Annotated in this window: 24 protein-coding genes, 1 tRNA gene, 1 rRNA gene and 1 pseudogene; 20 read left to right on the top strand and 7 right to left on the bottom strand. The window is 44.9% G+C overall.

Annotation, left to right across the window (positions count from 1 at the left end; genetic code table 11):
- Nucleotides 1-175: 175 nt before the first annotated feature.
- The 4 genes from F453_RS0110925 to F453_RS0110910 form a co-directional block, all read right to left on the bottom strand.
- Nucleotides 176-2,131: a TonB-dependent receptor plug domain-containing protein gene (locus F453_RS0110925; protein ID WP_018968047.1), complete on the bottom strand. Its 1,956-nt coding sequence runs from the start codon at nucleotides 2,129-2,131 to the stop codon at nucleotides 176-178.
- A 316-nt stretch (nucleotides 2,132-2,447) separates the two neighbouring features.
- On the bottom strand, nucleotides 2,448-3,242 hold the full coding sequence (locus F453_RS0110920; protein WP_026292560.1) for an HmuY family protein: 795 nt from the start codon (nucleotides 3,240-3,242) through the stop codon (nucleotides 2,448-2,450).
- Between the two features lie 150 nt (nucleotides 3,243-3,392).
- Nucleotides 3,393-4,313 (bottom strand): calycin-like domain-containing protein, encoded by a 921-nt coding sequence (locus tag F453_RS0110915; RefSeq protein ID WP_018968045.1) that lies wholly within the window; start codon nucleotides 4,311-4,313, stop codon nucleotides 3,393-3,395.
- On the bottom strand, nucleotides 4,310-4,795 hold the full coding sequence (locus tag F453_RS0110910) for a T9SS type A sorting domain-containing protein (RefSeq protein ID WP_018968044.1): 486 nt from the start codon (nucleotides 4,793-4,795) through the stop codon (nucleotides 4,310-4,312). Before F453_RS0110910 ends, F453_RS0110915 begins: the two co-directional genes overlap by 4 nt.
- A 155-nt stretch (nucleotides 4,796-4,950) precedes the next feature.
- Between F453_RS0110910 and F453_RS0110905 the strand changes: the two genes are divergently transcribed.
- The 13 genes from F453_RS0110905 to der all read left to right on the top strand — a co-directional run bounded on the left by F453_RS0110905 (nucleotide 4,951) and on the right by der (nucleotide 14,723).
- Nucleotides 4,951-5,544, top strand: a complete 594-nt coding sequence (locus F453_RS0110905) for a Crp/Fnr family transcriptional regulator (RefSeq protein ID WP_018968043.1) — start codon at nucleotides 4,951-4,953, stop codon at nucleotides 5,542-5,544.
- 304 nt (nucleotides 5,545-5,848) lie between these two features.
- Nucleotides 5,849-6,574, top strand: coding sequence for a nitroreductase family protein (locus F453_RS0110900; protein WP_018968042.1), 726 nt, complete (start codon nucleotides 5,849-5,851; stop codon nucleotides 6,572-6,574).
- A 623-nt stretch (nucleotides 6,575-7,197) separates the two neighbouring features.
- Nucleotides 7,198-7,659 (top strand): Imm44 family immunity protein, encoded by a 462-nt coding sequence (locus tag F453_RS0110895; RefSeq protein ID WP_018968041.1) that lies wholly within the window; start codon nucleotides 7,198-7,200, stop codon nucleotides 7,657-7,659.
- 204 nt (nucleotides 7,660-7,863) lie between these two features.
- Nucleotides 7,864-8,505, top strand: a complete 642-nt coding sequence (locus tag F453_RS0110890) for an SH3 domain-containing protein (protein ID WP_018968040.1) — start codon at nucleotides 7,864-7,866, stop codon at nucleotides 8,503-8,505.
- A gap of 20 nt (nucleotides 8,506-8,525) precedes the next feature.
- Complete coding sequence (locus F453_RS0110885; RefSeq protein ID WP_018968039.1) at nucleotides 8,526-8,918, top strand: DUF6984 family protein; 393 nt, start codon at nucleotides 8,526-8,528, stop codon at nucleotides 8,916-8,918.
- A gap of 266 nt (nucleotides 8,919-9,184) precedes the next feature.
- Nucleotides 9,185-9,559, top strand: a complete 375-nt coding sequence (gene imm40 / locus F453_RS0110880) for an Imm40 family immunity protein (RefSeq protein WP_018968038.1) — start codon at nucleotides 9,185-9,187, stop codon at nucleotides 9,557-9,559.
- 99 nt (nucleotides 9,560-9,658) lie between these two features.
- Nucleotides 9,659-10,072, top strand: a complete 414-nt coding sequence (locus tag F453_RS0110875; protein WP_018968037.1) for a hypothetical protein — start codon at nucleotides 9,659-9,661, stop codon at nucleotides 10,070-10,072.
- Between the two features lie 83 nt (nucleotides 10,073-10,155).
- Nucleotides 10,156-10,377, top strand: a complete 222-nt coding sequence (locus F453_RS0110870; RefSeq protein WP_018968036.1) for a hypothetical protein — start codon at nucleotides 10,156-10,158, stop codon at nucleotides 10,375-10,377.
- Between the two features lie 186 nt (nucleotides 10,378-10,563).
- Nucleotides 10,564-11,091 carry a YceD family protein gene (locus tag F453_RS0110865; RefSeq protein WP_018968035.1) on the top strand — a complete coding sequence of 176 codons (528 nt, stop codon included), beginning with the start codon at nucleotides 10,564-10,566 and terminating at the stop codon, nucleotides 11,089-11,091.
- 13 nt (nucleotides 11,092-11,104) lie between these two features.
- Nucleotides 11,105-11,293 (top strand): 50S ribosomal protein L32, encoded by a 189-nt coding sequence (gene rpmF / locus F453_RS15405; protein ID WP_009231934.1) that lies wholly within the window; start codon nucleotides 11,105-11,107, stop codon nucleotides 11,291-11,293.
- Entirely contained in the window at nucleotides 11,293-12,315 is a 1,023-nt protein-coding gene (locus F453_RS0110860; protein WP_018968034.1) for a beta-ketoacyl-ACP synthase III, read from the top strand. Before rpmF ends, F453_RS0110860 begins: the two co-directional genes overlap by 1 nt.
- Before the next feature lie 127 nt (nucleotides 12,316-12,442).
- On the top strand, nucleotides 12,443-13,324 hold the full coding sequence (gene era / locus F453_RS0110855) for a GTPase Era (protein ID WP_018968033.1): 882 nt from the start codon (nucleotides 12,443-12,445) through the stop codon (nucleotides 13,322-13,324).
- Nucleotides 13,325-13,409: 85 nt separating this feature from the next.
- Entirely contained in the window at nucleotides 13,410-14,723 is a 1,314-nt protein-coding gene (gene der / locus F453_RS0110850; RefSeq protein ID WP_009237867.1) for a ribosome biogenesis GTPase Der, read from the top strand.
- Here the strand turns inward: der and F453_RS16295 are convergent.
- Nucleotides 14,710-14,976: pseudogene (locus F453_RS16295) on the bottom strand (hypothetical protein). The gene der and the pseudogene F453_RS16295 overlap by 14 nt on opposite strands.
- A gap of 733 nt (nucleotides 14,977-15,709) precedes the next feature.
- Here F453_RS16295 and F453_RS0110845 point away from each other — a divergent pair.
- The 4 genes from F453_RS0110845 to F453_RS0110830 all read left to right on the top strand — a co-directional run bounded on the left by F453_RS0110845 (nucleotide 15,710) and on the right by F453_RS0110830 (nucleotide 18,542).
- Nucleotides 15,710-16,546 carry a hypothetical protein gene (locus tag F453_RS0110845; protein ID WP_244869425.1) on the top strand — a complete coding sequence of 279 codons (837 nt, stop codon included), beginning with the start codon at nucleotides 15,710-15,712 and terminating at the stop codon, nucleotides 16,544-16,546.
- 8 nt (nucleotides 16,547-16,554) lie between these two features.
- Nucleotides 16,555-17,088, top strand: a complete 534-nt coding sequence (locus F453_RS0110840) for a hypothetical protein (RefSeq protein ID WP_018968031.1) — start codon at nucleotides 16,555-16,557, stop codon at nucleotides 17,086-17,088.
- A gap of 321 nt (nucleotides 17,089-17,409) precedes the next feature.
- A complete protein-coding gene (locus F453_RS0110835) occupies nucleotides 17,410-17,685 on the top strand; it encodes a hypothetical protein (RefSeq protein WP_234398514.1) in 276 nt (91 codons plus the stop codon).
- Between the two features lie 470 nt (nucleotides 17,686-18,155).
- Nucleotides 18,156-18,542 carry a hypothetical protein gene (locus tag F453_RS0110830; protein ID WP_018968029.1) on the top strand — a complete coding sequence of 129 codons (387 nt, stop codon included), beginning with the start codon at nucleotides 18,156-18,158 and terminating at the stop codon, nucleotides 18,540-18,542.
- Between the two features lie 128 nt (nucleotides 18,543-18,670).
- Here F453_RS0110830 and F453_RS0110825 read toward each other — a convergent pair whose 3' ends face one another.
- Entirely contained in the window at nucleotides 18,671-19,459 is a 789-nt protein-coding gene (locus F453_RS0110825) for an ABC transporter ATP-binding protein (protein ID WP_018968028.1), read from the bottom strand.
- Between the two features lie 153 nt (nucleotides 19,460-19,612).
- Complete coding sequence (locus tag F453_RS0110820; RefSeq protein WP_018968027.1) at nucleotides 19,613-20,359, bottom strand: MlaE family ABC transporter permease; 747 nt, start codon at nucleotides 20,357-20,359, stop codon at nucleotides 19,613-19,615.
- A gap of 392 nt (nucleotides 20,360-20,751) precedes the next feature.
- On the opposite strand from F453_RS0110820, the gene lptB reads away from it, so the two are divergent.
- The 3 genes from lptB to F453_RS0110800 form a co-directional block, all read left to right on the top strand.
- Nucleotides 20,752-21,579 (top strand): LPS export ABC transporter ATP-binding protein, encoded by an 828-nt coding sequence (gene lptB / locus F453_RS0110815; protein ID WP_018968026.1) that lies wholly within the window; start codon nucleotides 20,752-20,754, stop codon nucleotides 21,577-21,579.
- Between the two features lie 239 nt (nucleotides 21,580-21,818).
- Nucleotides 21,819-21,891, top strand: a tRNA-Met gene (locus F453_RS0110810).
- Nucleotides 21,892-22,769: 878 nt separating this feature from the next.
- Nucleotides 22,770-23,024, top strand: a 16S ribosomal RNA gene (locus tag F453_RS0110800); the annotation flags it as partial.

Raw genomic sequence — 23,024 nt, 5'->3', positions numbered from 1 at the left:
TAGTCATTCTAGTAATACCAGACTGCACCATCCCTGCTCGTTCATCAGCAGGTGCAGTCATCTTTTCCTTCCTTTCACTTTTCCACACTTTTATTTTTTCACCTTTTCACCCTTTCATCTTTTCCATTTTCCCTCTCTTATCTTTTCACCTTTTCACCCTTTCACCTTTTCACCTTTACAGATTGATTGCTGCTCCCACCATAAAATTAGCCCCATCGGTGAGTGGCGAGTTAAGGTAATGGTATTCGGGACGATAGTTTAACACGTTATCTACCGAGAGGGTGAGCGTGAACATGCTACCAATTTGTTGCACGGCAGACACCTTCCACAGCGTGTAGGCAGGATAATGAATGGTGTTGGTACCTTTTGAGAGGTCGTAATAGTCGACATATTCCAAATTGTCTACGGGCGAAAGTGCTCGTCCGTCTACGTTAATGGCCAGTTGGTAGGTTTTGTTGAAGCGGTGACTCCAATCCCAATGCGCAGTGAAGGTATGCTTTCGGGCGGGCAAGTATTGGTTGTTTATTTGCTTTCCATCCTTATCTTTGGGTAGACGTTCGTGCGTAAAGCAGTAAGAAAGCTGAGCCGACATGCCGTTTTGCCACTTTGCTTTGGCCGTGGCTTCAAAACCTAAGACCGAATATCTTGCCAAATTGACGTAGGGAAGATGTGGAATGGGGTCTGATGGGTTGGTCAAGAAGGGCGCGCCAGTGGCTATCTTGTCGCTAACTAAGTTGTAATGACCGCTTAGCGTGAAGTTATAACGCAATCGGGAGTATTCGGCCGAGAGGTTAAAGTTATGGCTTGTTTCGGCTTTGAGATTGGGATTGCCCGTTACGAGCCAAATGCCCGCCATGTCGAAGTTGTAAAATTTCTCTTTGAGCGTTGGTGAACGAAACCCCATTCCATAGCCAAAGCGCAGGTTTAGGTGGCGCAGGGGCGTGTGTCGAACGCTTAATTTGGGTGTTAGGCGTGTGATGGGGTTATCTGAAAAATGGTCGAGTCGTAGCGCGCCAACCAGTTCCCATTTCTCACCGAGGTTTAGATCGTATTGCGCGAATACGTCGCACGAACGCTGTTTACGCGTTCTGCCTTCGAGATTGGGGTTCATCAGCCAGTCGTGTAGGTAGTCGGCACCAACAGAAAGAGCGTCGCCTTGCCGCAGGTTGAGAGTATAGAGCAGGCGAAAGGCGTTCTGCACGTTCGAGTAAGATCGGATGTCGAGGCGCGGTAGCTTAAAGTAGGTCGACTTATCGTATTGGTCGAACGAGTAGGATAGCTCCAATTGTTGGCTCTGCGATGGTTGCCAAAGGGCGCGGAGACCACCAGAGAAGTCGCGATAGCGTTCGGGTGTGTCTGCCGTTCGGGTTGTTTCGCGGAAGAAGTAGCCTGCTCGCCCCGTCAGTTTTAGTCTTTCCAGCGGTTTGAAAGATAGCTGATTGCTGCCGTTCCACGTCTTATCGCCGTAGATGGTCGTCACAACGCGTGAGAGTGGCGATGGTCCGTTGGTTACGTCGTAGTTGTCTATGGAGGTGTGGTTCAGTGCCAACAGGTTGGCCCACTTGCCCCCTTTCAATTGCAAACTCATGCCTTGTCGCCATTCGTTGTGGCGTGCCACGCGTGCATTGAGGTTTAGTTTAAATGGTTGTGTGGCACTGCGGGTGATGATGTTGATAACGCCACCTGCGGCATTAGAGCCATAAAGGGCCGAGGCTGCACCGCGAACAATCTCTATCCGTTCAACGTTGTCCATGCTCAATCGGGTAAAATCAACATCGTCCATCGTTTCTCCCGCCAGTCGTTCGCCATCAACGAGTATCAGCAAGCTTTGTCCGCCGAAGCCTGCAAAGTTTATATGGGTTTGTTGGTTCATGGCATACGAGAACTCTATGCCTGGCATGGTGGTTTGAAGAAGGTCGCGCAGGTTGGTGGCATCGGCCTTTTCGATGTCGCTTCGTGTGATAACGTTGGTTAAAACGGGTGTGTTTGCCAACAGTTTTGGGGTTCGTGTGCCCGTAACCACAACCTGAGCGAGGTCGATGGTGCGGTTTAGCGTATCGGTAGGAAGTGTTGCCTTGACCGATACGTGGGATAAGAGGAGGGAGAGAATGGTGAATATGCGGTGGGACATCTTGTTTTGAGAAGTAAAGGAGTTATGGAGTTAAGTTAAGGAGTTATGCAGTTAAGAAGTCAGGGAGTTAGTTCAAGTGCTTTGGCTATTATAAAGCCGATTGACTTTTAACTTTCGCCTTTTGACAGAAATACAAGTGCGCTTTCGGCAAAAGAACAAAAAGATATAGGCTAAGAGCAAGCAATATGTGTATAGATGGCCTTTATACCTTCCTCCTTTTTTTGATGGCGGGTTGGCTAGTTAATGAAGAATTTTGCCCTTTGCAACTAAACATTTGGCTTAACTTCTTTACTACTTAACTCTTTAACTCCTTGCTTTAATATGGATACCTATAATTAATGGTGAGATGGCATTTCGTTCCATTAGTAGGGTTGATATAGCTTTCCAATTGCAGGGCCACAAATTTGCCATTGTTAAGTTTGACGATAAACACGTGATTGTTGTGCTTAAAGGCGGGTGGCATGGGAGGAATTTCCAAGCGTAACCAAGAGGATAGCGGGCGATTGATGCTGATACCTTGGCAGCCGATGAGGCTGTTGAGCATCTGTGATTGGTCTACCCAAACCTCGTTTTGCGTCCATTCGTCGGACTTGAAGTCGGCTCCCATAAACTGTGCGCTACTTTGTGGCAACTGACTCATCGATGTATAGTTGGTCTCGAGCACCGCTCCGCTGTTGGTTCGCACATTGTCGCGGTGTATGGCGATGCTCCATGCGGGCGGTTCGGGCTGTCGTGCGGTGGGCGTAAAGTCTCTTTTCTCGTTATTGGATATACCCTTACCAAACACGTCGAACCAATAGGTGTAGATGCCTGTTTGATTGCCCAACTGCGTTTCGTCCTTACTCGTAGGGATAGGGTAGGGCGTAAAGTGGGTGCGAGCATGTAGAAAGGCATCGGCGTCGCCAGCTTCGGCCAGCATTTTCAGTGAGTCGAAGTCTATGTAATACCAGTTATGCCAGTCGCTGGCGTCTATCGACAGCTGATTGGCATTTATCTTTGGGGCTTTGTCGGGCGAGTCGTAGATGCCGTCGAACAGTCCCGTGCAGGCCGAAACCAAGGCGGCGAGCATGCCAGTTGCCAACAAGCGGATGGGTTTTGCAGTGATGCGCATGGGTTTGGTGGGGTTGTAGCAGGTGAATTTTATCTGTACGGACATGTCTGCCTCAAAGCTAGGGTGAGGGGAAAGCATTGGTGCAAGAAAGTTCATGCTTGCAGTTGCTTCCCCCTCCGTTATCCCTACTGCTTTGTTTTGGCTGCTACCTTATCTTTTAGATAGCTTGCCGTTGAACACGCCTTGGAGCGGGAACGGCATGCTGCCAGCCGTGAAATTATTTTCTACCTTCAAACTGCCGTCTTTCCCAAAGGTAGCTTTGATGGTGGCCTTGGTTAGTGGATATTCTTTATATTCCGTTTCCGCTCCCTTCTTAAACTTGAGTTTCAAACCATCATTCGAATAGTCTTTGCTGAACGTTTCGGTTTTCTCATCATAGACGAGGTTGTTGATGGTGTATGCCCCTAAGGTTAGGTCGCCCATAACCGTACCTTCAAGCTTTTGGCCAAGAACCTGGATCGTGTATGTGCCATCGTCGTTCACCCAGAAGCTGTAGCCGGTATTCTTAGCAATGTACGTTAGTTTCATCACCGATACGGAGTTGTCACCTAGATATGTGCCAGCCAATTTTACGGTTTGGGGAGCTTTCCCGTTTCTCCATTTAATGGTTGTTCCACCCATCAGACCTTTAATGGAAATGTTAACGGCGGCCATGGGGCCCGAGATGAGCGCTTCGTATTCTTTGGTTTGGCCAGCTTTATGTGGGTCGGCAACACTCATCTTGCCCGAACCTCCTATTTCGCCATTGTTGAGTGTAACTTCGAAGGTGCCTTTTCCCCATTTGGCGTCGGTGAATTTGCAGATGAATTTCTTACCTTGTGCAAAAACTTCCATCTTGGCTTCCTCGCCATAATAGGTGTCCATGAACATGGGCGAGTTGACAACGATGTAGCCGGTAAAGGCGTGGATGGGCTTTAACGGTTCCTCTTCGTTGGCAAATTGTATGTTCTTAATCTCGCTAGCCTTATATTTAACGGTGGTTCCGTCGGTCTTGGTGATGGTTACCGTTTGCGCCGTGGTTGTGGTTACGCCCGCGAGCAGGGCGAAAACAAGTGTAAAGAAATATTTCATTTCTGGATGAATTTGAAGGTTCTTGATGTGGATTTAACGATGAATACGCCTGTCTGGCCGTTCAAAGGGAGGTCTACCGAGCCGTCAGCGTTAACCGTGGCCGATACAACGAGCTGTCCAGATACATTGAATATCGACACGCGCGAGCCAGGTTGTAGGCCTTCGCCGTGAACGGATTGGCCGAAACTGAACACGGCTTCACTCTCGTTTGGTGAGGGAGCAGTGCCAATACCCGTAGACGACGGGTCGGCGAACTCGAACGAGCGGAACTCGTTCAGTGGATATTCAACGGTTTTGTTGCCTGCTGTGATAACCAGTTTGTTGGCAGTAAATGTCACCGTAGGCTTGTCGTTCAGTGCGAAGAATGTGCTCTCGCCCGTCTTGCCACTCACTTTTACGTGGCTGGCAGCCATGGCCCACGCACTACCAAATGACAGGACAAGTGTGAAAACAAGTGCCCTGATGGTTGTTCTGATTTTCATTGTAGTTGTATTTTATGAAAACTAATATGTTATAACGCCACAAAAGTAACAATAACTTCTTTTTACGGCAATACTCACTTGTGGTGATTTTTCGCCCTTTTCTATGCCTCGTTTTCGATAATATGACTATCTTTGTGTGTTTATTTTTTAGCATTATGTTCGATTCCTTGAAAATACATTGTCAGCAAACAATGGCCTTTGGTGATACCGAATTGGCTGCCGTAGACCATTATTTTGTGGAAAGAAGCTTTAAGCGACGTGATTTTTTGCTAGAAGCTTCGCACGTATGTCGGCATCTTTTCTTTGTGGTGAAGGGGTGCGTGCGCCATTTTCATATTAAGGAAGATGGGTCAGAAGCCACGTGCGACATCACTTTGGAAAACCAATGGGCCACAGATTTCGTTAGCTTTGCAGATGAAACGCCTAGCCGATTGTGGTTGCAGGCGTTGGAAGACACCGTGGTGTATAGCGTGGAAAGGACTCGTTTGCAGGAACTTTATGCTGCCTACCATCAGTTTGAAACCTTCGGGCGCATCACAACCGAGCGTGTTTTGCAACGCTCGATAGATACGACCATGTCGTTAGCTTCGTTAAAACCCGAAGAACGCTTTAAACACCTGATGGCAGTTCGGCCTGAACTGTTGCAGCGTGTTCCGCAAAAACATATCGCAAGCTTGTTGGGCATCAGTCCTGAGAGCCTTAGCCGATTGCAAAAAAGAATGTGCGACCGGCGAAGAAACTTAACTTAAGTCAACGTCTTGTTGGCTTTTCGTGTTGTAACTTTGCATCGGAGAAAGAGGAGGAAGTTAAAGTTATAAGGAGTTAAAGGGAGTATGGAGTTAAGGAGTTAAGCCCAATGTTTTATTGATAAAAAGCTAACCACCTTATCGCTTGGTCGTATTTTCATTATTTCATTTTCCCGCCCACTCGTTATTTTCCCTGTGTCGCAAAGCCATTGGCTTAACTTCTCGTGAACGAAGTGGGCGTTAATTCCATAAATTCCTTAACTCCTAAGAAGGCGAGTTTACGAACCTCTCATATAAATATTACAACATGAGTTTACAAGACATTTTACAATTTCGACGCGCTACGCGTAAGTTTAACGGCGAACCAATCAGCGCAGAGCGCGTTCGTCAGTGTTTAGAGTTGGCCACATTGGCCCCAACAAGCAACAATATGCAGCTTTACGAGATGGTGCATGTTACCGACAAGGCTTTGTTGCAACGGCTATCAACGGCCTGTTTAGATCAGGTTAGCGCACAGACGGCGCAGCAAATGGTGGTGTTCGTTACCCGTCACGACCGCTATCGTCAACGCGTAAAGCAACTGATAGACTTCGAACGCGACAACATCAAGCGACATTCGGCACCCGAAGACCAAGAAAGGCGTATCAAGGAGAAAGAGAGTTATTACGGCAAGATGATACCTTTCTTATATAGTAAGTTCTTTGGGCTGTGGGGAGCGGTGCGCAAAACGATGCTCGTTAGCGTAGGTGTGTTTCGCCCGATGTTCCGCCAATGCTCCGAAACCGATACGCGCATAGTGCTTCATAAGAGTTGTGGCTTGGTGGCGCAAACCTTTATGTTGGCCATGGCCGAGGCGGGTTACGACACCTGTCCGTTAGAAGGCTTCGACAGTTTGCGGGTGAAACGCGCACTGGGTTTGCCTTGCAGCGCGGAGATTACGATGGTGGTTGCCTGTGGAATACGCGATGCCGAGGGCATACATGGCGATCGGTTTAGGGTGGATTTCAACGAGTTGTACAGTCAGCCAAGCTAATTCCGCCTCTCAATTAACCGCAAAACGCCATCCCGCCTAAAAGCTTTTATCACCCGTCTGCTTGTTGAAGGGTGCGTACAAATGCCTTTGTAGTGTGGCTACAAGCCCTTTGTAGTCACGCTACCGCTTGTTTGTAGTGTCGCTACAACTCGTTTGTAGGGTCACTACAGTTCGTTTGTAGAGTCACTACAAAAGGCTAGTAGCGCATCGGCTTTTATTTTTTGTAGGCTGGTCAAGGCTTCTACTCGGAGTGAGATGCTATTATTATAAATGCATTACCATGATTTGTTAGTAGCAGTAGCCTATATATTTCATTGTGTATTCCTATTTCTTGTGGGTTTTATCCTTTTTTGTTAGTATCCGTGAGTTTTTTGTTTAAAATTATTTGAACGAAAAAAGAATAATCGCTATATTTGCAGTAGCAAGCCTAAGCGACTTACTCAACCCAATTTAATAGCACTAAAATTCTTTTGTATCACGAAACTTTTAGTTGTTGTAGCATTCGCGTTGTCGTCCGTTCCTATGAGGGGGCAATAGGTTTCTTACGCATACGATGTCGATGGAGGCAGCAATAAACGAACCATTGTGTTTCAAATGCATTTCGCAAAGGACTAACTAAGATTATGAAAGTAGTATTAATACCCACCCTTCCTAGTGAATTTGACAAGGTAACTAAAAGTCCTGAGTTAATAGAATTGGGTGAAAGAATGGAAGAATATCTTAAAATGCGCCAATATGGAGATGCTATTTTAGAATATTTTATAGGCATAGTGTGTGTCCATCCAAAATATGATTCCATCTTTACCATTAAGAGGCCTCGATACACCGAAGACAAGTGTGTAATACTTGATAAGGCTTTAGGAGAGGTGCGTTTTCACAAAACATTGGGGGTAGATGTAAAACTAGATTTTGCTACGTTCATAAAGAGCAATAAAGAGGCAGGCTTGAAAATGGTTGCAGATGCGATAATAGATCGGCTGAGCACAATGAAGTACCCCGCAAAAGTGAAGGATTTTGATAAAGAACGTTCCTTGAATGACTTAAAAATCTTCTTCAAAGAAGAAATAAGTTATAATCCAAGCTAACGGCAATCTTTAGTAAAGGGTGTATCAGTGAATTAAGCTCCCGCATGTGGACTTATATCTTACAAACGGGAAATGGTGTATAGGGCTTGTTTTAAAACACATCGCGTATCGTCACAATTTCTCTTTCTTGGGTTTCTTCTATTACGTCTAACAAGATGGGTAATAAATGGGGCATCACCAATTGCGTTATAAACAAGATAATATATGAGAAAGAACTTCGCCATATTATTCATGATAATAAACGTCTGTTTTCTTTCAGCACATGCTCAACGTTCTTGTAAGGATTGCATACAAGATCTTTATAAGATGATGGAAGCTTCACTGCTGGATAGTATTAGCATTGGGCACAGTTCTTATTCTGTGAAATCGCTCTACCAAGGCAAGGGTCATGGGCTTGTTGTTGGAGCTATCTCAAAAGCCCGAGTGTTTAGTTACGGCAATCCGCTAGATTCTGTGGTGATGCTTGATTTGGGAGACAAAGCACTGTATTTTATGGTGAATACTGAGCCTCCTCGTAGCTTTAAACACACAGACATTAATGCAGTCTATGATAGCGAGGGACGTAACCTTCTAGACAAAGAAGACTATATGATGTTCCCCGCAGTGATTAACGATCCTGATGGGTTTACATTCGTTAGAGAAGGACCATCTACGAAGTTTAAGGTTAAGGCAAAGATAGAAAAGGATAAAATCTTTTTCTATACCCCAATCTTAAGCGGTGATTGGTATAGAATTTATCTTAAGGATGGAGGACCGTGCATAGGATATGTTCATTGCTCACGAATCCTTCCGTACGATAAATGCTCAATGCAAATAAAGAAGAAGATGAGGAACCTTATGTCTTGATAAGTAAAGGTTAAAGACAGATGGCAATTGAATATAAAAATACCATCAGGCGACCAACTCTCGAAGAGTTGCTCCTGATTGAGTATCTGGCGCAAAAAGGTCAATATAGATTAGAGGCTGATTGGCAACAAAGTATATGGGTAGAACCTATCACGGAAGAAAGGATGGGGCCAATTGCGATCGCGATGAATAATGGAGTCCCGCAAAAAAATATTCGTAGCTATTGGATCGCAGACTGTCACTTTTACGATGAAGACGGTATGGGAGTAGCAGCATATCTTCTTGTTGATGGGACGAGGAGTCTTTGCGAATTAGATTTATGGAAATATGACGACACAGAGATACTCTCGTTACCAAGTAGCACGGATAAGTTCGAGGACATCCCAATGGGTAAATCGTTCAAACGGTGGTGAACATGCACTTGCCTTTGCTCTTAGAGCATTAGCTCTCACTCAACACCATCTGTAAGAGCTTAACTTTAAGGCTAAGGAATCAGTTTAAGTGGTGGGGCACAGAATACGCCGTGCCCCACTTCTTACCTTTCGGCAAGGAATTCTATCGAGGCCCATATTCTTCTTTCGGGCATAATTCGCCATTAAGTATTTGGTAGTGTTGAACAAGCCTTCCCATATATTAAAATCGTGACCTTAGGAGAGGCTATAAAAGAAAAATAAAAACAATGACAACTAAAGAATTAGCTGATTATTATGGGATTAAATATATCTCTTTGCAAGAATACGGAGTTTACTCTGTTGCATTTTTACCAGATGAGGCATTGAGAATGGTTAATATCTTGCGAGAAGAAGTTACTCCAATTTTGGGTGGCGATGTGTATGTAAAGAAAAACAACCCTACAAGAGTCTATCCTACAGATGACGGGTGGTATTACGAGAGGAAGTGCGAAGAATTAATAAAAGAGTATACTGATAATAGTTGTGACGAAGCTGTTAAGTATATTCAGATCGTACTAGAGCGTGTGACTAAGGGATGTTATGAGGATGGCTCAGATGTGCTGTTTGATCTCGTGATACTTGATTTGGCCAATCAGTTTTAAATGGAACATTTGTAACAAAACTAACAAGATAGGGAGGGGCTATTGTTAGGATTTAAAACCATCTTGACTTTTAGAGTATACGTTTAACGTTTCGTCTATATGATATACTTCAAATTTAATTTCAAGCCATTTTGTCAAGATAATGTTAGTAAACAAGAGAAAAGATCATTCCTAGGAAGGTTCTTCTCAAAGCTATTTCATCGTCTCGAAGCCAATCCAGACTTTGAAGAAGCTCTTGATTTTGTGGCCGAATGGCTTATAGAATACGATGATGTAGATTTTCATCAAGCAGTTCGCGAAATAGGCTTCGACACTAATAACAATCTCATTGTTAAGCTGCCTGATGAGAGAAACTATGGTTATTGGTCGGATCTTGATTGCGATATGAATTTCTTTAAGAAGTTTGACTATCAATTAATAACGAAAGAAGCGTTTGATTTTTTGTGGAACTCCACATGCTATGATAGGGAACTAAAGAAGTTTGTGCCTATTAATGATGTAAATGGACAATAATTAAATGACTGCGCGTAAAAACGAATGACTTATCAAAGCTTCTGAAAACTCACGTGCCTGGTTAAGCTAAAAACAAATAGCAAATGGAAAATAACGAACACATCAGACGACCAACTTCCGAAGAGTTACTCTTGATAGAGTATTTATCACAAAAGGCCCAATATACGCTCAAACCTGATTGGCAGCAGGGCGTATGGGCTGAACCTATCACCGAGGAAAGAAATGGTGATGAACATGTTTCTTGTGGTAATAGTAAAATGTATGAGGCTTATCCTATACGGTTTGCTCACGATCCTTTTGGATGATTGTGCGAGGGTGGGGCATGCTGGAAAAGCTGGGACGTATGAATAGAAAATGTTATATTACCCTAAGTTTATCGGCTTAAAACTTACCTGTTCACCATCTTATAGCTTAAAACCTCACCAACTAACGCTAACTTTTTTGAGTTTCATTAGAACTTATCGGAAAATATTTGTAACTTTGCACACCAAATGTGTGACTTAGAAACCTTTAAGCTGGATATCAAGGCGTTAAAGCAAGGTAAAACCTCGCTGGAATACGTGCTTGACGACAGATTCTTTGAGGCTATCGACGCCCCCGAAATTAAGAAAGGAAAGGTGAACGTTGAGCTGCAAGCTATAAGAAACGGCGACCTTTTTGAACTGAACTTCGATATTGAAGGTTCGGTCAGCATACCTTGCGACCTGTGTCTAGACGACATGGAGCAGCCTGTAAGTACTAAAGAGCGGCTGTTAGTGAGGTTCGGAGAAGAATATTCAGAAGAAGACGAACTGGTTACGTTGGAAGAAGACCCTGGGGTTCTCGACCTGTCGTGGTTCGTTTACGAGTTTATCGCACTTACCATACCCATCAAGCATGTGCACGCTCCTGGCAAATGCAACCCGGCAATGATAGACATGCTGGATGCACATGCTGCCAACCGAAGTGGCGATGAGGATGAAGAAGAGACGATTGACCCGCGCTGGATGAAATTGAAAGAAATAAAAAACCAATATTAAAGATTAAGACAAAATGGCACATCCTAAAAGAAGACAGTCCAAGACTCGTACACTCAAAAGAAGAACTCACGATAAAGCCGTAGCTCCCACACTGGCTCTATGCCCAAACTGTGGCGCTTATTACATTTATCACACGGTTTGCCCCACTTGTGGACAGTACAGAGGTAAGGTAGCTATCGTTAAGGAAGAGGTTGCTGAATAATGGATAAGATCAATGCGATAATCTCAGGCGTCGCTGGATACGTACCCGACTATGTTCTGAACAACGATGAACTGTCGCGTATCGTAGACACCAACGACGAATGGATTACTACGCGTACTGGTATCAAGGAGCGCCGCATCCTCACGGAAGAAGGGCTCGGTACTTCTTATCTGGCCCGTAAGGCCGCCAAACTTCTGATGAAGAAGACGGGCGTTGATCCCGACAGTATCGATGCGGTTATCGTTGCCACCACCACTCCCGACTATATCCATCCCTCTACAGCGTCTATCGTGCTGGGTAAGCTAGGCTTGAGAAATGCTTTCGCATTCGATTTCTCGGCTGCCTGTTGCGGTTTTATGTACGCTTTCGATGTGGCTTGTAACATGATACAAAGCGGACGCCACAAACGCATTATCGTTATTGGCGCTGATAAGATGTCAGCCATCACCGATTATAAGGATCGCGCAACCTGTCCGCTCTTTGGCGACGGGGCTGGAGCTGTAATGGTGGAAGGCACTACGGAAGAGAACGTGGGATTGGTAGACTCGCTACACGTGGCCGATGGAATGGGCTTGCCCTTCCTTCACGTAAAGGCTGGTGGCTCGGTTTGTCCCTCTTCGCAGTTTACCGTAGACCATCGCTTGCACTATACCTATCAGGAAGGGCGCACCGTTTACCGCTATGCCGTGTCGGCAATGGGTGACGACTGCACCAAACTGATTGAGCGCAATGGCTTAACACCCAATGATATTGACTACGTTGTGCCTCATCAGGCCAACCTTCGCATTATCGAAGCGGTAGGAAAGCGCATCGGCGTGCAACCCGAGCAGGTGCTGGTAAACATCCAACGCTACGGAAACACCAGTGCGGCATGTATGCCCTTGGTGCTTTGGGATTTTGAAAAGCAATTGAAGAAGGGAGATAATGTTATCTTTACTGGCTTCGGTGCAGGCTTCGTTCATGGTGCTTCTTACTACAAGTGGGCATACGACGGAGCGGAAACAGCCGACCAAGGAAAGTAAGCGAACGGCACATTTGCTTCAACTTCAATAGGTTAATATTAAAGAAGACGCATCCTTAATTTCTTAAGATGCGTCTTTTTGAGCTTTATCCAAGCTCTAAACAAATATCTTTATCACAGCGACATACATGCACAAGGCAGGATTTGTAAACATCGTGGGTAACCCGAACGTGGGCAAAAGCACGCTGATGAACCAGCTGGTGGGTGAACGTATCTCTATCGCCACCTTTAAGGCGCAAACCACGCGACATCGAATTATGGGCATTGTGAACACGCCCGAGGTGCAAATCGTATTCTCGGACACGCCTGGCGTACTAAAACCCAACTACAAGTTGCAAGAGTCGATGCTGGCTTTCTCGGTTTCGGCCCTTAACGATGCAGACGTATTGCTGTACGTTACCGACGTGGTGGAAGACCCCGAAAAGAACGCCGACTTCTTGGAAAAGGTGCGGGGCATGAAGATTCCCGTGCTGCTGCTCATCAATAAGATTGACGAGAGCGACCAGAAGAGCCTCGGCGACATCGTGGAACGTTGGCATGCGCTGCTGCCCAACGCCGAAATATTACCCATTTCGGCTAAAAACAAGTTTGGTACAGACCTCCTTCTGCGTCGAATTCAAGAGTTGCTGCCCGAGTCGCCACCATATTTTGACAAAGACCAGCTTACGGATAAGCCCGCGCGCTTCTTCGTTAGCGAGATAATTCGCGAGAAAATACTGCTCTATTACGATAAGGAGATACCCTATTCGGTGGAGGTTAAGGTCGAGCGATTTAAGGAAACGGAAAAGAAGATACATATCAACGCCGTTATATACGTTGAGCGCGAAAGCCAAAAAGGCATCGTAATCGGGCATCAGGGTGTGGCGTTGAAGAAGGTTTCTACGGAAGCACGTAAGGCGTTGGAAAGGTTTTTCGACAAGGAAGTGTATCTTGAAACCTTCGTGAAAGTTGATAAAGACTGGCGAAGCTCGAAGAAAGAACTCGACAGTTTTGGCTATAACCCCGAATAAGACGTTTCTTGTGGGCCACGCATCCACTACATTTGGCAGGGCGTGTCACGCAAACGAGCTTTTCGACGATTAAGAATTTACATTTATGGCAAACTTAGTAGCTATCGTGGGACGCCCTAATGTGGGCAAGTCCACCTTATTTAATAGACTTACAAAAACACGTAGCGCCATCGTAAGCGATACCGCTGGCACCACGCGCGACCGTCAATATGGTAAGTGTGACTGGTCGGGGCGCGAGTTCTCGGTTGTAGACACGGGCGGATGGGTGGTCAATTCGGACGACATCTTTGAAGATGCCATTCGCCGACAGGTGCTCGTGGCTACCGAAGAAGCCGACTTGGTGCTGTTCCTAGTAGATGTGAATACGGGCGTAACCGACCTCGATGAGGATGTGGCGCAGATTCTTCGACGCACCAAAGTGCCTGTGTTGTTGGTGGTGAACAAGGCCGACAACAACGAGCAGATTTACGAAGCGCCCGTGTTTTACTCGCTGGGCTTGGGCGATCCGTTCCCCATTAGCGCAGCAACGGGTAGCGGAACGGGCGACTTGCTCGATGCCGTGATCGAGAAACTGAAGCCCGGAGATTCTGAAAACGTTGAAGACGGCATACCCCGCTTTGCTGTAGTGGGTAGGCCTAACGTGGGCAAAAGCAGTATCATTAACGCTTTTATCGGCGAAGATCGCAATATCGTTACCGAGATTGCAGGCACCACGCGCGACAGTATTTATACGCGTTTCGATAAGTTTGGCTTCGACTTCTACCTCGTAGATACGGCTGGAATACGCCGAAAGAACAAGGTAACGGAAGATTTGGAGTTTTATAGCGTGATGCGTTCGATACGTTCTATCGAGCATAGCGACGTTTGTATCTTGATGATCGACGCCACCCGTGGTATCGAAGCGCAGGATATGAACATCTTCCAGCTTATTCAGAAAAACCAAAAGTCGCTTGTTGTAGTGGTTAATAAGTGGGACTTGGTGGCCGATAAAGATCAAAAGGTGATCAAAACTTTCGAGAATGCTATTCGCGAACGCATGGCTCCGTTTGTTGATTTCCCCATCATCTTTGCCTCGGCGCTTACCAAGCAGCGCATCTTCAAGGTGCTAGAAACGGCCAAGCAGGTATATCTTAACCGCAAGGCACATGTGGGAACGTCGAAACTTAACGAAGTGATGCTTCCCCTTATCGAGGCCTATCCGCCCCCATCAACCAAGGGCAAGTACATCAAGATTAAGTATTGCACGCAGTTGCCCAACACGCAGATACCCTCGTTTGTGTTCTACGCCAACTTGCCGCAATATGTAAAAGAGAACTATCGTCGCTTTTTGGAAAACAAGATACGCGATAACTGGGATATGCATGGTTGTCCAATTAACGTGTTTATCAGGCAAAAATAAGATGTTGGGGATACGGCTTAGGCTCGTATCCCCAACTTGTTTTATCTTGCGAACGTGTATTTCCCACCTCCAAACGCCATTTTTCATTCGCCACCCAATAAGCTCTTGTAGTGAGTTTTTTCAGCTCTCGCCTTGTTACAGCTAAGTTGGACTCCTGTTCCAGCTAAGTTGGAACAGTGTTCCAATTCAACTGGAACAGCATTCCAGATAAGTTGGAACAGCGGTCCAAAATACATTTAACGTGGCGATTAATCTAATATTGCATAATCAGGGCTTAGCAAGCGCACTTTCGGAACGATGAAAACGTGACCGATGGAATGGTTAATTGGCGAGTTCGGGATAAGATACCATGACTTTTGAACAAGACTAAGCCAAGTAAAGCAATGACAATCTCGCCAACAAGTGCTATGCGGCAGTTGGCATAACAATTGGGTTTTATCCCGAACTCGCGCTGTTAAATCCATACCTAGATAATTGTCTCTTTCTTTATTTTCAATACACTAATATATCCTAGACGGTCTGCTGTTGGCTTTATCTCTGAGAATGTCATTATTCTCTTATTCATAAAGGATGGTGTTCTTTGATGTGTTTTTTTTGTCTTATTTATATAATTATGCACAAAAAGAGACATTTAATAAGAAATTTTGTCTACCTTTGTATCCGAATTTCTAGTTCATCTGTGTGCAGGTGTGCGTTCTAAAGAGTTCAACTTTCAAAAAGAGCGTTTGATATATTGTCTTTTATCTGAAATCTGCAAAATTTCAACTACCAAAGGCAATAGGCAGTACGCTCACGCTTGGGATTATTGTACCCTTACCAAAGGGCATAATATACCTCACGGCGTGGGCTATTGTTTGTTGTTTGGTAGTGGGTATTGCAGAACCTCAGATAAGACAACATCCAATAGTTCCCACGCTTTTTCTATTTACTAAACCGCTTACTTCTGGGAAATAGTTAGCATAAATTGTTAGTCAAGACAAATGACCATGAACAATCTACTATTAAACGAACGTCTGAGACAGTTATATCAAGACAACTGGAACAAGTTCTGTAGGGAAATAAAAAGGTCGGGCACTAGTATAGGTTATCCTTTCCTATTGTCAACCTGCCATTGGGAGGGAGGTGTTCCTACGGAAAAATGGTATACTAATAGTGACTTAAAGGTGATGGTATTCGGACAAGAACCTAACAAATGGTATGGCATTGATAGATGCGATGACTTTAACTCAGCATCTCAGTTCTATACAGGAGATGAACCTGAGACCGTAGAAACCATAATGTCAGCTTATGAGAACTTCTATGCAACCAATTATTCGCTCAATGACGGCATGTGGTATTTTGATGAGAAAGGACGAAAGAACACTTTCCACGCTAAGGGTATCAATAATTTTATGTCCCAGCTTGATGAAATTGTACACTCCTTTAATCCCAAACTTCGTACAGTTTGTATGTGGAATAACATCAGCAAACTATCTACCATTGATGGTAAGCCAGTAGATAACCATACTCATAATATTGAAAGACAATTCCTTTCGAGAGTCATTGCTCAAGAAGTAGAAATACTTCATCCCGACATCATTCTCTTCTTGACAGGACGTTATGATGCCTACATCAAAGAAAGCTTTGGTTTGACAGACGAAGACTTTATTCCTTTTAGTGAGTTTCCCGTACATGATGTAGCAAAGGTTACTATACCTGGCGTTAAGCTCGCTTACCGTACCTGCCATCCCAATGCCTATCCTAAGGCTAAGCCTGACTATTATAGGTATGTTGAGGCAATCATCTATGACATTCACTCTAATTTTAATAACTTAATAAAGTAAAATACACTATGGGAAAGAAAATTATGTCCGTACTATCCGTTTTGCTCGTGATAGGCGCTGTAGCCATAAAATGTTTGGGACCAGATTTGGTAAAGGAAGCCATTAAAAGTGAGTATAAAAAGAATGCCAGTACGGCTATTGTTGGTGAAGAAGGTGCAAGCCTCGATAAACCTGTGACATTCAAATTGGGAGAAGATGATGTTTTTACGCTTTATCCTGACGGGACAGCGAAAAAAATGGATAGCGATACCCCTTTGAATTGGGAGGAATTGGAAGGCTCTTCAGAAGGAGAAAAATACAGTTTTATCTATGTATATGAAATGGAAGATACCTCCCGACCAAGATATTTTCTGACGGAAGATGAAACAGGTCTCAAGTTTAGTTTTTACCCACGGGATTTGGACGATTTCGTAGGAATGACAATAGGCCAAAATGATGGTGATATCTCTACAAACCTTTTGGTTTCTGCCATTAAAGTTTCCAAAAAGAATAAGGCGTGTAAGTGGGAGAAATATATCTGCAAAGAAGGGGAAGAACTATAAGCATGGAGTCCTCTAATTGTTGCATTGAAATCACCGTAAGCAATCAGATAAACAAGTGAGGCAACATGTTGAAAAGGTAAGATGAGTATGGTATAAGTTAACATTTAAATCGTATGAATCATGAGTAAGTGTAGATATTGTGGAAAGGAATATGATGGTGACGGGCTGTGGGACGATGGTTTTTGCTGTGGTAGATGTCGTAGTATGGCAAGGAGCAGGAATGTAGCGGGCAAAACCCCAAGGGGATGTCTCTATATAATCCTTATTGTCGTAGCTTTTATGTCGATCATTTTTCTTTTCAGCCCTTTCATTTTAAAGCGGATGGAAAAACATGTAAAAAGTGAAAAGCAAAAAACTGAAATAAAAAGAAGTAAGAAGAAGAAAAAAAGGAAAATATCAGATTATCAAGTAAAGAAGCAGAACAAAGATCAAGGGCATGCTGTCTCTGAGGTTTCTTCAAGTGGAAAGCCTGAACAGGTAGTGGAAGAAAACAATTCTGATATATCGAAGGAAGAGTGTGCCTCTGAAGAGAAGATAAGTGATATGAAACAAAATGAGACAACTACTACAAACGAAGGGGCAGAGTTCTCGGAGTAATGATGCTCTATTGCACTAATCAACAAATAAGCATTATGATCCTGAACATGTTTGTTAAAATGTTTAGGATCATAATGCTTTGATGTATGAAGAGTAATGATACCTCAAGCAATTGGAAGTTGAGGAGAATGTTAACTGACAGGACGTTGTGAGAACATGACGCTCAATTGTTTTATGAATGATAGAATCTCAAGTGGGGCAAAGTGCTCTATGAGACATCTTTCATAAACCGAGATGTAATAAATTGGCAGTATTTCGCTTGTTGCTGCCACTGGACGAATGAACGTGTTTCTTGTACAAGTTGCTTTTTCATAAAGTTTTTCACCCTTATGACAATCTAGGCACAGCGATTTGTAACAACCCTTTTTCCCTTAAAACATTGTAACAGAATGGAAATTAGCGTTGCAATGACATAGTACTATGTAGATAATTCGTATCTTTGCGTTACGAATTAACAGGATAACGAACGGATGAAGAAACTATTTTACTTTTTCGTGGCATTACTGGCTGTGGCTTGTTCGTCGGGGCCCGACCCTGGGGAAGTTGCTGCACAGGCAGCCAAGGAGTATTATACCCAACTGTTGGCAGGAAAATACGAACATTATGTAGATGGCTTTTATCGGCCTGACAGCATTCCTGCGAGCTATCGCCGACAACTTATAGACAACGCCAAGATGTTTGTGGGGCAGCAGAAAGACGAACGCCGTGGCATCCTTGATGTGCGTGTGGTGAACGCTGTGGCCGATACAGTTAAGCGTTCAGCCAATGTTTTCCTAATCTTTGCTTATGGCGACAGCACCAGCGAAGAGGTTGTTGTGCCTATGGTGCAGCATCGGGGTGTGTGGTATATGCGCTAACTTCATCTCTACGTAGGGTCTTTTAGGTTGTTGTCGAGGGCTGGTCAAATTTTGATTACGGGCAATTTACCTTTAAGTTGCGTGTAACGTGCATTGCGCAAGTAACTCTGTTGCAGCACAGAACCAGACTATCCTTTGCTGGCTGCCAAGTTGGCTTCTTCGCGCTCTTCCACCTCTTTCACTTTCCTGAACAAGTCGGAGGCAAACACGAGATCGTTCAGCTTCTGGTTTTTACTACCCATCACGTCGTCTTTTGTTCCCTGCCATTCCTTCTTACCTTTGTAGATAAAGCAGATGTTTTCACCAATACCCATTACCGAGTTCATGTCGTGGGTATTGATAATGGTGGTCATGCCAAACTCCTTGGTAATGCTCGATAGCAGTTCATCTATCACGAGTGAGGTCTTGGGGTCGAGTCCTGAGTTCGGTTCGTCGCAAAATAGGTACTTGGGGTTTAGCACAATGGCCCTTGCAATGGCCACGCGCTTTTGCATTCCGCCCGAAATTTCGCCTGGAAACTTATCTTGCGCGTCGGTAAGGTTTACGCGGTCGAGGCACTCTTGTGCACGTTTTGTTCGCTCACGCAGGTTCATCGTGGAGAACATGTCGAGCGGAAACATCACGTTTTCGAGTACCGAAAGCGAGTCGAACAAGGCTGCACTTTGGAAAATCATGCCCATCTCGCGGCGCATGTGCACCTTTTCGCGTTTAGACATGGTAACGAAGTTGCGCCCATCGTATAGTATCTCGCCCGAACTAGGTTCGAGCAAGCCCACGATATTCTTCATTAACACCGTCTTACCCGAACCACTTTGTCCGATGATGAGGTTGGTTTTGCCTGTTTCGAACACACAATCTATACCTTTGAGAACGGTCTTGTCCTCGAAAGATTTGGTCAGTTTCTTTACTTCAATCATTGTTTTTACTTTTGGGGGCTTGTCTTTGGGCTAGTCTTTCGCTGTGTTGTGACCACCTATAGCCCGAAAAATCAGGCTTCCCCTTTCGTTTACGATACCTAAAAACGCTTTTTCTCTTGCCGTTGGTTGTTGGTGGGTGGTGCCTCGCTAAGTTTAGCTGAGCATCTGTGTAAGGAACACGTCTGAGAACAGAATGAGCACCGAACTGCTTACAACTGCATCGGTACTGGCCTTTCCAACCTCTACCGAACCGCCTTCAACCGTGTAACCGAAGTACGACGACACACTGGCGATGATGTAGGCGAAGAACAAACTCTTGACGATACTCATCCACATAAACCAAGGATTGAACGAGTGTTGTATGCCAAGGGTGAGGTCGTCGGGGGTAAGGATGTGTCCGATGTAGGCAGTGGCGTAGGCTCCGAGGATGCCCATTGCCGAACTGAATATCACAAGAAACGGCATGATGGTCACCAGTCCCAATATCTTGGGCAATATCAGGTAAGAAGCCGAGTTAACGCCCATGATGTCGAGCGCATCTATCTGTTGGGTAACGCGCATCGTACCAAGTTCGGATGCGATGTTAGAACCCACCTTTCCGGCCAAAATAAGACACATGATACTTGATGAAAATTCGAGCAACATAATCTCGCGTGTGGTATAGCCCGACACCCAACGGGGCATCCACGGACTTTGGATGTTCAGTTTCATCTGTATGCAGATAACTGCTCCAATGAAGAAAGAGATGAGCAAGACAATGCCCACCGAGTCGACGCCAAGCTGTGACATCTCCTTGACGTATCGTTTGAAGAACATCCGCATGCGTTCGGGGCGCGAAAAGGAGCGCCCCATCAATATGAGGTATTGCCCAAGTGTGTTGAGATAGTTGAGTATCAACATTTTTTATCCTATATATAATAATGTGTAAGCCTTTCGATTACTCTCCGTTTATCGGTAGGCAACGTTTTAGTCCTTTTGTCGTTTGGCACGTCATTTGGTGCGAAATCCGTCTTCTTGCATCGCCGAGCGTAGCCAAACTTATGCAAAGTTGGTGCCAGTGAGCGCAATGAAAACTTGTTTTCTTATTGCCGATCGCAGCCAAACTTATGCAAAGTTGGTGCCAGTGAGTGCAATGAAAACTTGTTTTCTTATTGCCGAGCGCAGCCAAACTTATGCAAAAGTACGCAAATTATGATAGAAACAGCCATCTTGCGCGTGCTTTTTATTTCTTGTTACCACTTTTATGCCTACCTTTGCACCAAGGTTTAATTATCAGAATATAAGGAGAAGATATGTCTACGAATGATTTTCAACTCAACGAACAGAACCACGAAGATACTCACATGGAGCTGCGTGCCGAAGGACTTGTGAAGCGATATGGCAAGCGAACGGTGGTGAACGATGTCTCAATCAACGTGCGCCAGGGAGAGATTGTGGGACTGCTTGGCCCTAACGGAGCGGGAAAAACCACCTCGTTCTATATGACTACGGGCTTGGTGTTGCCCAACGACGGACATATCTTTATTGACAATACTGAGATTACCGACTTCCCCGTATACAAGCGGGCTCGTGCGGGTATAGGCTATCTGCCTCAAGAGGCCAGTGTTTTTAGGAAGTTGAGTGTGGAAGACAATATCATGGCTGTGTTAGAACTGACCGGGAAGCCACGAGAATATCAGCTTGAAAAGCTTGAAAGCCTTATCCGTGAGTTCCGTTTGGGTAAGGTTAGAAAAAACAAGGGCGACCAGTTGTCGGGTGGTGAACGTCGCCGAACCGAGATTGCACGCTGTTTGGCCATTGACCCGAAGTTCATTATGCTCGATGAACCTTTTGCCGGCGTAGACCCTATTGCGGTTGAAGATATTCAACACATCGTTTGGCAGTTGAAATATCGCAACATCGGTATCCTTATAACCGACCACAATGTGCAAGAGACTCTCACCATCACAGATAGGGCTTACTTGTTGTTCGAGGGACGAATACTCTTTCAGGGTGCGCCCGAAGAGCTGGCAGAGAATAAAATTGTGCGCGAGAAATATCTCAGTAACAGCTTCGTGTTGCGCAAAAAAGATTTCCAAACGCTGGATGAAGAACGTCGCGCACGTGATGGGGAGCATTGATGAACTGGTGAAATGTTGCGCGCTCAACGTGGTGATGACGTGCAGGGATTAGCCAAATTTCCCCTGTGTTGTTATTGAGTGTGCTTGCGTTCTTTGCCTAACGCTCTGCAAAGTCGCACTATTAACAATTTTATGGTTTTTATATAAAAAGTCAGCAGAAAGTTTGTGTAGTTCCAAATAAATGTGTACCTTTGCACTCGCAAATCGGGAACGAGATGCAAAAAGTAAAAAATAAATATCGCGGAGTGGAGCAGTTGGTAGCTCGCCAGGCTCATAACCTGGAGGTCGCATGTTCGAGTCGTGTCTCCGCAACTATATTAAAGAGGTGTAAGGTTTTGTTTCTTACACCTCTTTTGCATTGTATTCTGTTCGTTTCTAATGCCAAAATACGCATTCATAAATTGCATGGTAAACTTCATTTCCTGTTCTCTGGCAGGGTTGCGTACGTGTGGTGCTTTAGTTTCCTTTCGTATGTGGTTGCGTTGCATGTCGCATGTGGCAATATACCTGTCGTGTGTAACGAACTTACATTTCATCTGTAACGTGGTGAAAGACTAGGACTGGTGGCCTAGGGTTTAGTTGTTGGGGTGCGGAAAACGTGTCCTTGGTGTGCGTGTTGTCGTCGGTGGCTGGTGGGAGAGGGTGAGGTTGGGGTCGCTTTTGGGGTCTTGCAGCTTCTATAGGGTATGGCTTTGGTGGTTTTGCATTTGTCGCGTGAGTCTCATAGTTTATGAGTGGATGTGGCAGGTGCCCTAAAATCGTCCCTATATCTATAAGGTGTATTCTCCTGTTGCGTTGGTTTTATGTAAAGAAATACGAAATCTTGCATTCCTTTTGAACATTTTCCTTAAAAAGGCTTGCGTGTTGTTGAAAAATGTCCTACCTTTGCATCCGCTTTCGGGAACAAAATTCCCGTGAGCGACATGAAAGAGTTCATTGAAAGATTTACATAGACAGTAGTAGTACAAGAGCAGACGCGCTCGTTTTTTTAGATGGCGCGTTTGGGTAGAACATTAAAGAACCGTCGGTTCTCCTTTGTCTTCTTATAGAGGATGTGGGTTAATCGATACAGGTGAGTGGAACTACGATAGATTTGGGTGCTCGTCCTGATGGGATAATGCCGCAAGGCATAGAACTTTTAGCGTTTTGGTTTCTCTTTCGTTAGGGATTCCTTCATGCGCAGACATTTTACAATGGAGAGTTTGATCCTGGCTCAGGATGAACGCTAGCTACAGGCTTAACACATGCAAGTCGCGGGGCAGCATGGGGGTTGCTTGCAATCCCCGATGGCGACCGGCGCACGGGTGAGTAACGCGTATCCAACCTGCCCTTCACCACGGGATAACCCGGCGAAAGTCGGACTAATACCGTATGTTGTCCATTGACGGCATCCGATTTGGACGAAAGGTTTGGCGGTGAAGGATGGGGATGCGTCCGATTAGCCA

The organism is Hoylesella loescheii DSM 19665 = JCM 12249 = ATCC 15930, assembly GCF_000378085.1.
Lineage (GTDB): Bacteria > Bacteroidota > Bacteroidia > Bacteroidales > Bacteroidaceae > Prevotella > Prevotella loescheii.
The sequence above is the reverse complement of the archived record's forward strand: the minus strand, read 5'-3'. Positions and strand labels throughout refer to the sequence as shown.

Coding starts and splice junctions, on each gene's coding strand:
- F453_RS0110925 (WP_018968047.1), bottom strand. CDS start 2,131: ATGTCCCACCGCATATTCACCATTCTCTCCCTCCTCTTATCCCACGTA.
- F453_RS0110920 (WP_026292560.1), bottom strand. CDS start 3,242: ATGCGCATCACTGCAAAACCCATCCGCTTGTTGGCAACTGGCATGCTC.
- F453_RS0110915 (WP_018968045.1), bottom strand. CDS start 4,313: ATGAAATATTTCTTTACACTTGTTTTCGCCCTGCTCGCGGGCGTAACC.
- F453_RS0110910 (WP_018968044.1), bottom strand. CDS start 4,795: ATGAAAATCAGAACAACCATCAGGGCACTTGTTTTCACACTTGTCCTG.
- F453_RS0110905 (WP_018968043.1), top strand. CDS start 4,951: ATGTTCGATTCCTTGAAAATACATTGTCAGCAAACAATGGCCTTTGGT.
- F453_RS0110900 (WP_018968042.1), top strand. CDS start 5,849: ATGAGTTTACAAGACATTTTACAATTTCGACGCGCTACGCGTAAGTTT.
- F453_RS0110895 (WP_018968041.1), top strand. CDS start 7,198: ATGAAAGTAGTATTAATACCCACCCTTCCTAGTGAATTTGACAAGGTA.
- F453_RS0110890 (WP_018968040.1), top strand. CDS start 7,864: ATGAGAAAGAACTTCGCCATATTATTCATGATAATAAACGTCTGTTTT.
- F453_RS0110885 (WP_018968039.1), top strand. CDS start 8,526: ATGGCAATTGAATATAAAAATACCATCAGGCGACCAACTCTCGAAGAG.
- imm40 (WP_018968038.1), top strand. CDS start 9,185: ATGACAACTAAAGAATTAGCTGATTATTATGGGATTAAATATATCTCT.
- F453_RS0110875 (WP_018968037.1), top strand. CDS start 9,659: ATGATATACTTCAAATTTAATTTCAAGCCATTTTGTCAAGATAATGTT.
- F453_RS0110870 (WP_018968036.1), top strand. CDS start 10,156: ATGGAAAATAACGAACACATCAGACGACCAACTTCCGAAGAGTTACTC.
- F453_RS0110865 (WP_018968035.1), top strand. CDS start 10,564: ATGTGTGACTTAGAAACCTTTAAGCTGGATATCAAGGCGTTAAAGCAA.
- rpmF (WP_009231934.1), top strand. CDS start 11,105: ATGGCACATCCTAAAAGAAGACAGTCCAAGACTCGTACACTCAAAAGA.
- F453_RS0110860 (WP_018968034.1), top strand. CDS start 11,293: ATGGATAAGATCAATGCGATAATCTCAGGCGTCGCTGGATACGTACCC.
- era (WP_018968033.1), top strand. CDS start 12,443: ATGCACAAGGCAGGATTTGTAAACATCGTGGGTAACCCGAACGTGGGC.
- der (WP_009237867.1), top strand. CDS start 13,410: ATGGCAAACTTAGTAGCTATCGTGGGACGCCCTAATGTGGGCAAGTCC.
- F453_RS0110845 (WP_244869425.1), top strand. CDS start 15,710: ATGAACAATCTACTATTAAACGAACGTCTGAGACAGTTATATCAAGAC.
- F453_RS0110840 (WP_018968031.1), top strand. CDS start 16,555: ATGGGAAAGAAAATTATGTCCGTACTATCCGTTTTGCTCGTGATAGGC.
- F453_RS0110835 (WP_234398514.1), top strand. CDS start 17,410: ATGGAAAAACATGTAAAAAGTGAAAAGCAAAAAACTGAAATAAAAAGA.
- F453_RS0110830 (WP_018968029.1), top strand. CDS start 18,156: ATGAAGAAACTATTTTACTTTTTCGTGGCATTACTGGCTGTGGCTTGT.
- F453_RS0110825 (WP_018968028.1), bottom strand. CDS start 19,459: ATGATTGAAGTAAAGAAACTGACCAAATCTTTCGAGGACAAGACCGTT.
- F453_RS0110820 (WP_018968027.1), bottom strand. CDS start 20,359: ATGTTGATACTCAACTATCTCAACACACTTGGGCAATACCTCATATTG.
- lptB (WP_018968026.1), top strand. CDS start 20,752: ATGTCTACGAATGATTTTCAACTCAACGAACAGAACCACGAAGATACT.